Origin of the sequence: Paraburkholderia piptadeniae (genome assembly GCF_900007165.1) — a bacterium.
Classification (GTDB): Bacteria; Pseudomonadota; Gammaproteobacteria; order Burkholderiales; family Burkholderiaceae; genus Paraburkholderia; species Paraburkholderia piptadeniae.
Genome location: NZ_CYGY02000031.1, coordinates 41,261 through 52,910, shown reverse-complemented (window position 1 = coordinate 52,910; position 11,650 = coordinate 41,261). Strand labels below are relative to the sequence as shown.

The 11,650-nt window shown below is 64.2% G+C and carries 12 protein-coding genes and 1 pseudogene; 5 read left to right on the top strand and 8 right to left on the bottom strand.

The features are described 5' to 3' along the window. Positions 1 to 21: 21 nt before the first annotated feature. The 7 genes and pseudogenes from BN2476_RS49930 to BN2476_RS16205 all read right to left on the bottom strand — a co-directional run. A pseudogene (locus BN2476_RS49930) lies at positions 22 to 126 on the bottom strand (MJ0042-type zinc finger domain-containing protein); the annotation flags it as partial. A 59-nt stretch (positions 127 to 185) separates the two neighbouring features. After that, positions 186 to 1,088, bottom strand: coding sequence for a 50S ribosomal protein L11 methyltransferase (gene prmA, locus BN2476_RS16230; RefSeq protein WP_087735196.1), 903 nt, complete (start codon positions 1,086 to 1,088; stop codon positions 186 to 188). A 3-nt stretch (positions 1,089 to 1,091) separates the two neighbouring features. Continuing rightward, a complete protein-coding gene (gene accC / locus BN2476_RS16225; protein ID WP_087735195.1) occupies positions 1,092 to 2,459 on the bottom strand; it encodes an acetyl-CoA carboxylase biotin carboxylase subunit in 1,368 nt (455 codons plus the stop codon). Between the two features lie 136 nt (positions 2,460 to 2,595). Beyond that, complete coding sequence (gene accB / locus BN2476_RS16220; protein WP_087735194.1) at positions 2,596 to 3,069, bottom strand: acetyl-CoA carboxylase biotin carboxyl carrier protein; 474 nt, start codon at positions 3,067 to 3,069, stop codon at positions 2,596 to 2,598. A gap of 68 nt (positions 3,070 to 3,137) precedes the next feature. Continuing rightward, positions 3,138 to 3,602 carry a type II 3-dehydroquinate dehydratase gene (aroQ, locus tag BN2476_RS16215; RefSeq protein ID WP_087735193.1) on the bottom strand — a complete coding sequence of 155 codons (465 nt, stop codon included), beginning with the start codon at positions 3,600 to 3,602 and terminating at the stop codon, positions 3,138 to 3,140. A gap of 194 nt (positions 3,603 to 3,796) precedes the next feature. Continuing rightward, complete coding sequence (locus tag BN2476_RS16210) at positions 3,797 to 4,345, bottom strand: TlpA family protein disulfide reductase (protein ID WP_087735192.1); 549 nt, start codon at positions 4,343 to 4,345, stop codon at positions 3,797 to 3,799. Between the two features lie 18 nt (positions 4,346 to 4,363). Further along, a complete protein-coding gene (locus tag BN2476_RS16205; RefSeq protein WP_087735191.1) occupies positions 4,364 to 5,014 on the bottom strand; it encodes a UDP-N-acetylmuramate--alanine ligase in 651 nt (216 codons plus the stop codon). A gap of 216 nt (positions 5,015 to 5,230) precedes the next feature. Here BN2476_RS16205 and mpl point away from each other — a divergent pair, with 216 nt between their 5' ends. From mpl to mtgA, 5 genes are all read left to right on the top strand, one after another. Next, positions 5,231 to 6,640, top strand: coding sequence for a UDP-N-acetylmuramate:L-alanyl-gamma-D-glutamyl-meso-diaminopimelate ligase (gene mpl / locus BN2476_RS16200; protein ID WP_087735190.1), 1,410 nt, complete (start codon positions 5,231 to 5,233; stop codon positions 6,638 to 6,640). After that, positions 6,637 to 7,239, top strand: a complete 603-nt coding sequence (locus BN2476_RS16195; protein ID WP_087735189.1) for a YqiA/YcfP family alpha/beta fold hydrolase — start codon at positions 6,637 to 6,639, stop codon at positions 7,237 to 7,239. The genes mpl and BN2476_RS16195 overlap by 4 nt, the downstream gene beginning before the upstream one ends. A gap of 128 nt (positions 7,240 to 7,367) precedes the next feature. Further along, on the top strand, positions 7,368 to 9,503 hold the full coding sequence (locus BN2476_RS16190) for a ribonuclease catalytic domain-containing protein (protein ID WP_087735188.1): 2,136 nt from the start codon (positions 7,368 to 7,370) through the stop codon (positions 9,501 to 9,503). Next, the gene (aroE, locus tag BN2476_RS16185; RefSeq protein ID WP_087735187.1) at positions 9,500 to 10,369 is read left to right on the top strand and encodes a shikimate dehydrogenase; all 870 of its coding nucleotides are present in this window, start codon (positions 9,500 to 9,502) and stop codon (positions 10,367 to 10,369) included. Before BN2476_RS16190 ends, aroE begins: the two co-directional genes overlap by 4 nt. 48 nt (positions 10,370 to 10,417) lie before the next feature. Further along, on the top strand, positions 10,418 to 11,152 hold the full coding sequence (gene mtgA / locus BN2476_RS16180; protein ID WP_087735186.1) for a monofunctional biosynthetic peptidoglycan transglycosylase: 735 nt from the start codon (positions 10,418 to 10,420) through the stop codon (positions 11,150 to 11,152). 58 nt (positions 11,153 to 11,210) lie between these two features. Here the strand turns inward: mtgA and BN2476_RS47710 are convergent. After that, a partial coding sequence (locus BN2476_RS47710; protein WP_218274523.1) for a hypothetical protein occupies positions 11,211 to 11,650 on the bottom strand: 440 nt, incomplete at its 5' end.

The window sequence follows — 11,650 nt, the reverse complement described above, 5'->3', positions numbered from 1 at the left end:
ATTGTTCGATGCGTCGAATACCTCGTGGCAATGGCCACAACGAACGAGCCCGCGGCGCAGCGTGAGCTGCTCCGGCTGGAGCTTGAAAGCGGTTTTACAGAAGGGACAGCGTGTCGCTAGAAGCATATTGAGTCGATTGACCGGTTAGCCGTTAAGGGGCCGGAAGCAGACAGATATGCCTTATTCTAATGGCTTTCGCGTCGGGTACCTGCAAGGCAGACCCAGCCCTCGTGTTCGCGCCATACGGCGATGTCGATCCATTGTCGATAGATGCTCGCGACCTCTTCGGCCTGGCGCGCGAGAATGCCCGACAGCGCAATGCGTCCGCCCGGCTTCACCTTCGACGACAGCATCGACGCCATCAGTTTCAGCGGGTTCGACAGAATGTTCGCCACGACGATATCGAACTCGTCCGCGGGGCAGTCGTCGGGCAGGCCGTACGTGACGTCGGCGTGATTGCGCTCGCTGTTGTGGCGCGCCGACTCGACCGCTTGCGGGTCGATGTCGATGCCGATCACCGGGTCCGCGCCGCATTTCTTCGCGAGAATCGCGAGAATGCCCGAGCCGCAGCCATAGTCGAGCACCGACTCGCCTTTCTTCACCGATTGCTCGAGCCATTCCATGCACAGACGCGTCGTCGGGTGGCTTCCCGTGCCGAACGCGAGGCCCGGATCGAGTTCGAGCACGAGCGCATCGGGATCGGGGGCAGCGTGCCACGACGGCACGACCCAGATGCGCTCGCCGATCGGAATCGGATCGAACTGGGATTGCGTGAGACGCACCCAGTCCTGTTCCTCGACTTCGCGCACGCTGAACGACGGCGTGTCGGCGAGACCGAGTTCGTTCGCGGCGGCAGCGAGCAGCACCGCCGGTTCGTGCTCGGGCGCGAGCAGCGCGATTACGCGCGAATGCGTCCACGCGGTGCGCTCCGGCGTGAGACCGGGCTCGCCGAAGAGCGGCTGCTCGTCGGGCGTGTCGGCGTCAGCGTCTTCGACGGACACCGACAGCGCGCCCAGTTCGAGCAGTGCATCCGACAACGCTTCCGCGTGTTCGCGCGCGAGTTCGACGATCAGTTCCCGGTAGCTCATTGCTTACGCTTCTTCCGGTGCGGCCTGCAGCTTCGCGGCCAGCCGGTTTTCGAGGTAATGGATGCTCGTGCCGCCCTCGACGAACTTCGCGTCGAGCATCAGTTCGCGATGCAGCGGAATGTTGGTCTGAATGCCTTCGACCACCATTTCCGACAGCGCGATGCGCATCCGGCTGATCGCCTGCTCGCGCGTCGCGCCGTAAGCGATCAGCTTGCCGATCATCGAATCATAGTTCGGCGGGACGAAATAGCCGTTGTACGCGTGCGAATCGACGCGAATACCCGGGCCGCCCGGCATATGCCACGACGTAAGACGCCCCGGCGACGGAATGAACTTGAACGGATCTTCGGCGTTGATCCGGCACTCGATCGCATGTCCGCGGAACTGGATGTCGCGCTGGCGGAGCGCGAGCTTCTCGCCGGCAGCGATGCGGATCTGTTCCTGAACGATGTCGATGCCCGTGATCAGTTCGGTGACGGGATGCTCGACCTGCACGCGCGTGTTCATTTCGATGAAGTAGAACTCGCCGTTCTCGTACAGGAATTCGAACGTGCCCGCGCCCAGGTAGCCCATCTTCTTGCACGCGTCCGCGCAGCGGTCGCCGATACGCTCGATCAGGCGTCGCGCGATGCCGGGCGCCGGCGCTTCTTCGATCACCTTCTGGTGACGGCGCTGCATCGAGCAGTCGCGTTCGCCGAGCCAGAGCGCGTTCTTGAACGAATCGGCGAGCACCTGGATTTCGATGTGCCGCGGGTTCTCCAGGTATTTCTCCATGTAGACCTGCGGATTGCCGAACGCACGGCCGGCTTCTTCGCGCGTCATGTTGACGGCGTTGACGAGCGCGGCTTCCGTGTGCACGACGCGCATGCCACGGCCGCCGCCGCCGCCCGCCGCCTTGATGATCACCGGATAGCCGATCGCGCGCGCAATTTTCACGATTTCCTTCGGATCATCCGGCAATGCGCCTTCCGATCCGGGCACGCACGGCACGCCCGTCTTGATCATCGTCTGCTTCGCGGTGACCTTGTCGCCCATCAGGCGAATCGTGTCGGGGCGCGGGCCGATGAACACGAAGCCCGATTGCTCGACGCGCTCGGCGAAGTCCGCGTTCTCGGAGAGGAACCCGTAACCGGGGTGAATCGCTTCGGCGTCCGTGACTTCCGCCGCGCTGATCAGCGCAGGCATGTTCAGGTAGCTCAGGTTCGACGGCGCCGGTCCGATGCAGACCGCCTCGTCGGCGAGCTTCACGTATTTGGCTTCCTTGTCGGCTTCGGAATAGACGACGACCGTCTTGACGCCGAGCTCGCGGCACGCGCGCTGAATGCGGAGCGCGATTTCGCCGCGATTGGCAATGAGGATTTTTTCAAACATAGCGGATATTCGACTCATCAATGGGCGCCGCGTGCCGGTTGCGCAATTGCTTCCAGAGCTTGGCTGCCACAGAGGATCGGTGGCGCGCCCCGAAGAAGGAGGGCGCGCGGATGGCGTACGGCTAAAAAGCGCCGCGTCAGCCGATCACGAAGAGCGGCTGGCCGTATTCGACTGCCTGCCCGTTCTCGACGAGGATTTCCTTGATGACGCCAGCCTGATCCGACTCGATTTCATTCAGCAGCTTCATCGCTTCGATGATGCAGATCGTCTGGCCTTCCTTGACGGCGTCGCCCACCTGCACGAACGGATCGGCACCCGGCGACGGCGCGCGATAGAACGTGCCGACCATCGGCGAGGTCACGACGTGACCCTGCGGCGCAGCGGCGGCCGGCGTGGCCGGTCCGGCGACGGCGGGTGCTTCCGCCGGATGAACGCCAGGCACGGAGGCCGTCGCCGAGAATTGCGGCGCGAAATTGCCGGGTTGCTGGACGTAAACCGGCGGCGCGTTCTTGACGATGCGCACCTTGCCTTCGCCCTCGGTCACTTCGAGTTCGGAAATGCCGGACTCGGAGACGAGGTCGATCAGAGTCTTCAGTTTACGTAGATCCATGGGCTTCCCCTTTCAATGCGTGAAGCGCCGGCGGGATGCCGCCGGCGCTGAATTCGTGTTTTGGGTTGTCAGTCGCGCGACGTCCCGGCTGTCTGAATGGACAACCGGTCGAGCGCGTATTCGAGTGCGTACAGATAACCCTTCCAGCCGAGGCCGCAAATCACGCCCTCTGCCTGGTCGGAGAAATACGAGTGATGCCTGAACGGTTCTCGGCGATGCACGTTCGACAGATGAATCTCGACGAACGGGATGCCGACGCCCGTTAGTGCGTCCCGGATCGCCACGCTCGTATGCGTGTACGCGGCGGGATTAATCAGGATGAAATCGGTCTTCTCGGTCCGGGCGGCCTGGATGCGATCGACGAGCGCGCCTTCGTGATTGCTCTGGAAGGTGGCCAGTTCGACGCCGGCGTCCGCTGCGCGGTCGGCGAGCGCCTGATCGATCTGCGGGAGCGTGACGCGGCCATACACCTCCGGTTCCCGGGTGCCGAGAAGATTGAGATTGGGGCCGTGCAGAACCAGCAGTCGCGTCATGGTCGCTTCGTTTTCCGTGGAATTGGCCGCACTTTAGCGCTGATTAGAGAAATTTGTCTAGTTTCTCGAGCAGCCGTGACGACTCGGCGCCTTTCAGGGATAGCCGCAACTAGCCGAACTTCTGACAATTCCGTCGGAATATCGGGCAACCTGGAGTCAAACGTTCTCAACTAAACGTCAATAAGTTGTCGACGTCACAGCGCGTCGAGCGTCCGTTTCAGCTCGTCGGGCTTGATCTGTCCTAATTTTGTCGACCGTACGACCCCTTTTGCGTCAATTACGACGGTGTAAGGCAAACCGCCCGCGTTGTTGCCGAATGCGCGGGCGAGGTCAGCGCCGCCGAAGCCGGCGACGAAAATCGGGTAGTCGACGGGCACTTTCTGAAGGAACGCCTTTACGTTCTTGTCCGAGTCAACACCGAGTCCGACGAACTCGACGCCTTTCTTCGCATATTCCTTGTGCAGCCGCGATAGCGACGGCATTTCCTCGACGCACGGTCCGCACCACGACGCCCAGAAGTTGACGACGACGGGACGGCCCTTGAATCCGGCGAGCGACTGCGGCTTGCCGTCCGCGTTCGTGACGTTTGCCGACCACAGCTGGTTGACGGCATTGCCGCTGTCGGCGGGCGCGGCGTTCGCGACGCCCGCGAGGTCGTGACTGCCGAGGAACCAGTGGCTCGCCACCGCTCCTCCTACCGTTGCGACGACGGCCACAGCCGCGATTGCCAGAATGCGCTTCATATATAGAGAGTGTGTCAGTTAGAGGAAGGGCGAGCTGTCGCTCTCGTCGATTAGCGCCTGCACTGCGCGAACGTCGGCTCTTGCGAGCCTGCCACGCGCGTCGGCTCGCACCGCGCCGCGCAGATCGTCGGTGCTGTACAGCGCGACGTGGATGCCCACAGGTTCGGCGTCCCGTCCTGCATCGGTCGTACGCCAGAGAAAGCTCAATGTTTCGACGTATCCGCGCCCCGCAAAGTGCCGCGTTTCGGAAACGTCGTACTGCACATTCGTATTCAGCAGGTAAATGGCGACTTCCTTCGGGTTGTCGCAGAACGCTTGCAGATGTATGTCGGAATGCTCGCCAGCCGTTCCGCCCAACACGGCGCCCGTCAGATAAGGATTGAACGGCGCGAGCCGCTGCATCCAGTCCAGCGCGATTTCTCTCAGACGGCGCAGCACGGCCGGCTGGCTGTCGCCCTGAAACAGCGACTGGTATTCGCGGATTTCTTCCTCGATCTGGTCGTTATCCGGCAGCCATTCGCCCGCGACGCGCGTCTCCCCGACGACCTGTCGCGCAGCCTTGCGCTTGGCCGTCGAGTAATCGAGACCGTCTTCGGCGATCATTCTCGCAGCCGCGATCGCGATTTCCTCACGCACGCGCTGCGGATCGAAATGTGATTTGCGAACCATCCGTCAATGATACTAGAGAAAACCCGATGGCCTTTTTGCGTGCGCCCGCGCCGCCCAAGGGTTCGAAGCCGTGTTCGGCGGCGCTTGGGAAAGCTCGCGCGCTCAGGAACGGGCGAGCCTGTCGGTTACAATAGGCGTCCTTTGCCGCGAGGGCTTTCCGGCCCTTTGCGCGCATCTCTTTCTACGCAAAACACGCCCTGCGGCGCGACAGCATTTATGCACATTCACATCCTCGGCATCTGCGGCACGTTCATGGGCGGTCTCGCGGTTCTCGCGCGCAACGCCGGGCACACGGTGACGGGTTGCGACGCCGGCGTCTACCCGCCGATGAGCACGCAGCTCGAGGCGCAAGGCATCACGCTGATCGAAGGCTGGGGAGTCGAGCAGCTCGACCTGAAGCCTGATCTCTTCGTGGTCGGCAACGTCGTGACGCGCGGCAATCCGCTGATGGAAGAAATCCTGAATCGCGGCCTGCCGTACACGTCCGGTCCGCAGTGGCTCGGCGAGCATGTGCTGAACGGCAAATGGGTGCTCGCGGTCGCGGGCACGCATGGCAAGACGACCACGACGTCGATGCTGACGTGGCTGCTAGAAGACGCGGGCATGAATCCCGGCTTCCTGATTGGCGGCGTGCCGTTGAATTTCGGCGTGTCGGCGCGGCTGACCGATTCGAGCTTCTTCGTGATCGAAGCCGACGAATACGACACGGCGTTCTTCGACAAGCGCTCGAAGTTCGTTCATTACCGGCCGCGCACGGCGATCCTGAACAACCTGGAATTCGATCACGCGGACATCTTCCCGGATCTCGCTGCGATCGAAACGCAATTCCACCATCTCGTGCGCACGGTGCCGGGTATTGGCCGCATCGTGTCGAACGGCCGCGAAGACGCGCTCGAACGCGTGCTGACGCGCGGGTGCTGGAGCGACGTGGAACGCTTCGGCGTCGAAGGCGGCTGGCAGGCGCTGCCGGCTGAAGACGGTGTCGCCGTCGACGAGCGCTTCGCCGTCTATCACTGCGGCGAGCGTGTCGGCGTGGTCGACTGGCAGGTGCAGGGCGACCACAACCGGATGAACGCGATCGCCGCGATCGCCGCCGCGCGCCACATCGGCGTGCCGCCCGCGCAGGCCGCGAAGTCGCTGTCGACCTTCCGCAACGTGAAGCGCCGGATGGAAGTGCGCGGCAGCGTCGACGGCGTGACCGTCTACGACGACTTCGCGCATCACCCGACGGCGATCCAGACCACGATCGCCGGCCTGCGCACGCGGGTGGGTCGCGACAACACGCGCGTTCTCGCTGTGCTGGAGCCGCGCTCGAACACGATGAAGCTCGGCGTGATGAAGGCGCAACTGCCGTCGAGCCTCGCCGACGCCGACCTCGTGTTCGGCTACGGCGCGCCGGCGGGCAAGGACGCGCTCGGCTGGGACCTCGCCGAAGCGCTCGCGCCGATGGGCGGCAAGGCGCAGGCGTTCAGCGACATCGATGCGCTGGTCAAAGCCATTGTCGCGGCGGCGCAACCCGGCGATCACGTGCTCGTGATGAGCAACGGCGGCTTTGGCGGCGTGCACCAGAAGCTGCTCGACGCGCTGTCGGCGCGCCCGGCGGAGCAGGCGCGGGGCGTGGCGTGATTCTCTATCTGCACGGTTTCCGCTCGTCGCCCAATTCGTTCAAGGCGCGCGTGATGGCCGGGCGGCTTGCTGCGCTCGGCCGCAGCGCGGAATGGTGCTGTCCGATGCTGCCCGTGTCGCCGCTCGAAACCGTGGCGCTCGTCGAAGAACTGGTCGCGGCGGCCAAGCCGGCGCACGTGACGATAATCGGCAGCTCGCTTGGCGGCTATTACGCGACGCATCTCGCCGAAAAGCACGGCTGGCGCGCGGTGCTGCTGAACCCGGCCATCGTGCCGCAGCGGGACCTGAGTCACTATCTCGGCGAGCAGCCGCTGTGGCACGGCGGCGGCGGCATCGTCGTCGAGCCGCATCATCTGGACGAATTGCGCGCGCTCGGCGTTGCGTCGATCACGCGCCCCGAACGTTATTATCTGATTGCCGCCACCGGCGACGAAGTGCTCGATTACCGCGAAATGCTCGCGCACTATCACGGTGTGCGGACGAAACTGATCGAAGGCAGCGACCACGCGATCAGCGAGTTTCCCGATTATGTCGACGATGTGCTCGCGTTTTGCGACGCCGCCGACGCCGAGCCGCCCGCGCCACGCGAGGCGGCATGATCCGATGATCCGCAAACGGCGCGCGCCGACCGGCACGCGCGTTGCGGATCACCACACCGAACACGACGCCGACGCGCAATCACGCAGCACCGCGCGCCGGCCGACGCAAGCCAGAACGAGAGTATTGAGTGAACGTTTTCTTTGAGGAATCGGGCAGTTTCAAGGCGGGCAGCGTGCTGTCGCGTCAGGGCGACGCGTTCCAGGTCGAGCTGCCTGGCGGACGCCGCGCGAAAGTCCGCGCGAAAGACGTGCTGATCGAGTTCGAGAAGCCGACGGCGGGCGAGCTGATGGAGCAGGCCGATGCCGCCGCGCAGGACATCGATCTCGACTTTCTGTGGGAATGCGCGCCGGAAGAAGAGTTTCCGTTTGCGACGCTCGGCGCCGAGTATTTTGGCGACTCGTTCGGACCCGTCGAGCGCGCGGCGCTTATTCTGCGCATGCATGGATCGCCCGTCTATTTCCGCCGCAAGGGCCGTGGCCAGTATCAGCGCGCGCCGGAAGAGCAGCTGAAGATGGCGCTCGCATCGCTCGAGCGCAAGCGCCAGCAGGCGCTCGTCCAGGAGGGCTACGAAGAGGAACTGAAGGCGGGCCGCCTGCCGGACGGCTTCCAGAGCAAGGCGCTCGGACTGCTGACCAAGCCCGACAAGAACGCGATCGAATACAAGGCGGTCGAAGCCGCGGCGGCTGCGCGCGGCATTTCGGCGGCGCGCCTGATGCTCGAATGCGGCGGCATTCCGTCGGCGCGCGCGCTGCACGAAGCGCGTTTTCTGTCCGAATACTTCCCGCACGGGACCGGTTTCCCCGCGGTGACGGTCGGCGAGCTGCCGGAAGATTTGCCGCAAGCCGAAGTCGAAGCGTTCTCGATCGACGACGTGACCACGACTGAAATCGACGACGCGTTCTCCGTCGAGCATCTGGCCGACGGGCGCGTGCGGATCGGCATTCACATCGCGGCGCCCGCGCTCGGCATCGCACGCGGCGATACCGTCGATGCAATCGCGCGCGGCCGTCTGTCGACGGTGTACATGCCGGGCGACAAGATCACGATGCTGCCCGATTCCGTCGTGGACAAATTCACGCTCGCCGAAGGCGGTTTGCGGCCGGCGCTGTCGCTGTACAGCATCGTGAACCGCGAGACGCAGGAAATCGTCGCGAGCGAGACGCGTGCCGAACTCGTCTACGTGAAGAACAATCTGCGCCACAACACGCTCGACGAACTTGTCACGGAAGAGGCGCTCGCCAACGGCACGGGCGACTATCCGCATAAGGACGACATCGCAGTGCTGTGGCCGTTCGCGCAGTCGCTGTTCGAGAAGCGTCAGGTCGCGCGCGCGGGCTACGGCCTGAAGCGCGAAGTGCAGCGCAATACCGATTTCAACTTCTACGTCGAAGGCGAGCACGTGACGATCACGCCGCGCCGACGCGGTTCGCCACTCGATACGATCGTCGCCGAACTGGCGATTCTCGCGAACTCGACGTGGGGCGCGTTCCTGCACGATCACGGCGTGCCGGGCATCTACCGCTCGCAGCGCGCGTTCGGCGCGCCGACGGGCCCGAAGCGCACGCGTATGCAGACGACGGCCGCGCCGCACGAAGGCCTCGGCGTCGCGCAGTACGCGTGGAGCACGTCGCCGCTGCGCCGCTATGTCGACCTCGTCAACCAGTGGCAGCTGATCGCGTGCGTGCAGCACGGTGTGACGGCCAAACTCGCGTCGCCGTTCAAGCCGAAGGACGCCGATCTGTTCGCCGTTGTTCAAGGCTTCGACGACACCTATAGCGCATACGCCGATCATCAGCGGCGCATGGAGTATTTCTGGTGTCTGCGCTGGCTCACGCAGGAGAACCGGAAGCAGGTGGTCGCGTCGGTGGTGAAGGGCGATCTCGTGCGGCTCGAAGAAGTGCCGCTGCTGCTGCATGTGCCCGGGCTCGGCGTGCATGCGCGCGGCACGCGGCTGATGCTCGAAGTGATGTCGGTGGATGAACTGACGATCGAGGCATCGGTGCGTCCGCTGCACGTGCTCGATGCGCCGACGGTGACGAGCGGCGCGGAGGAAGAGGACGAGGGCGACGAAGAGATCATCGACGCCGCCGACGCATCCGCCGAAAGCGAAGCCGAAGCGCAGGCCGAGGCCGACACCGCGACGAACGCAGCGGACGGCGAGCCGGTAGCCGGGAACGATTCGTCGGCTTCCGCCGATGCAAAGGATGTGGACCAGGACGTAAAACCGGACGTGAGCCATCACGCGACGGAGCCCAGCCGATGAGCACAACGCCGACCCAGCATGACCGCTACGCGGTGATCGGCAATCCGGTCGCGCACAGCAAGTCGCCGTTCGTCCATGCGCGTTTCGCCGAGCAAACAGGTGAGCCCGTCGAATACGGCCGCCTGCTCGCGCCCGTCGATCAGTTCGTGGCGCACGTGCGCGCGTTCATCGACGAAGGCGGGCGCGGCCTGAATGTGACCGTGCCGTTCAAGCTCGACGCGCATGCGTTCGCCACGTCGCTGTCGCCGCGCGCGGCCGCGGCGGGCGCGGTGAATACGCTGCGCTTCGAGAAGGACGGCGGCATCTACGGCGACAACACCGACGGCTTCGGCCTCGTGCGCGACATCGAAGTGAATCTGCGCGTGCCGCTCACGGGCGCGCGCGTGCTGCTGCTTGGCGCGGGCGGCGCGGCGCGCGGCGTCGTGCTGCCGATACTCGAGCGCAAGCCGCACACGCTGACCATCGTGAACCGCACGGCATCGAAGGCCGACGCGCTGGTCGCGCAGTTCGCGAGCGCGGCAAGCGACGCGGCGTGCCGTCTGACGGGCGGCAGTGCCCACGCGATCGAACCTGGCGCGTATGACGTGATCGTCAACGCGACGGCGAGCAGCCTCGATGCGTCGCTGCCCGAGTGCGACGACGGCGCGTTCGGCGCGGACACGCTCGCGTACGACATGATGTACGGCGCGCAGCCGACCGTCTTCATGCAACACGCCAGCAAGCTCGGCGCCCGCGCGGCCGACGGACTCGGCATGCTGGTCGAGCAGGCGGCGGAGTCGTTCTTCGTGTGGCGCGGCGTGCGTCCCGATGGCGCGCCCGTGCTCGCCGCGCTGCGCGAGATGCTGCGCGCGCCGCAAAGCGCGTGAGCGCGAGCAGCGCCACACGTTCTCCGACTTCACGGCACAGCGACGACGATGACAAAAACGAGTCGTTCGAGCAGGCCGGGATCGAGTGCGGGGCCGACGCGCTGGGTGGCCTACGCAGTCGCAGTGTTCGTTGCCGCCTGGTTCGCAACGCAGTTGTTCTACTTCGCGCAGATCGCGTTATGGAATTACGTGAATCCGCGCTCGACGGCGTTCATGCGTTCCGATGCCTGGCGTCTGTCGCAGGATCGTCCCGATCTGTCAATCCAGCGCATATGGGTGCCCTACGATCAGATCTCGCGCAATCTGAAGCGCGCGATCATCGCGTCGGAAGATGCGAATTTCGTCAATAACAACGGCTACGAAACCGACGCGATTCTCCGGGCATGGGAGAAGAACAAGGCACGCGGCAAGATCGTCGCAGGCGGTTCGACGATCACTCAGCAACTCGCGCGCAATCTGTTTTTGTCGCGAGAAAAGAGCTATATCCGCAAGGGTCAGGAACTGATCATCACGTGGATGCTCGAGACGCTGATGGACAAGGAGCGAATCTTCGAGATCTATCTGAATTCGGTCGAATGGGGCAATGGCGTGTATGGCGCGGAAGCGGCGGCGCGCTATTACTTCAAGACGTCGGCGGCGAAGCTGACGGCGGGCCAGTCGGCGCGGCTCGCCGTGATGCTGCCGAGGCCGAAATACTTCGACGAGCATCGCAGCTCCGGCTATCTCGCGCAGCGCGCACGGGTCATCGCACGCAGAATGGGCGCGGCGGAATTGCCGGATTGATTGACCGGCTTCGGATGTGAATAGAAACGGCGATTGTCGAATGACGATCGCCGTTTTTTTATTTGCTCCGGTTGTTTTGACCGGCGGCCGCCTCAGCGCGTATCCCAACATTGTCCCAACATATGAGCGTCTCGCTCATATGTTGGTGAATCTCAAAAAAGCGCCCTACAATCCGGTTCAACAAGTCGAACGACATCGGCAAAAAACACCGCCTCGCCGCCAGCGCCATGCGCGGCGCATGAAGCGGGATGAACTGGAGACGCCACGCCATGCCTTCCTGCACCTTGCTGCACGACACGCGCACCGCGCACACGCTGCACGCGCATCTTCGAGTCTCTCCGGACGCGAGCCGCCAAGCCGGCACTTCGCGATAACTCCCCTCTGCACGTTGGCCACCCGCCATGAACAAAGCGATGACTACCCACGCCGAGTCGGAAGCGCCGGATGTGCAGGACGCGTCTTCAGCATCCGGAGCGCCCGAAACACCTGAAACACCTG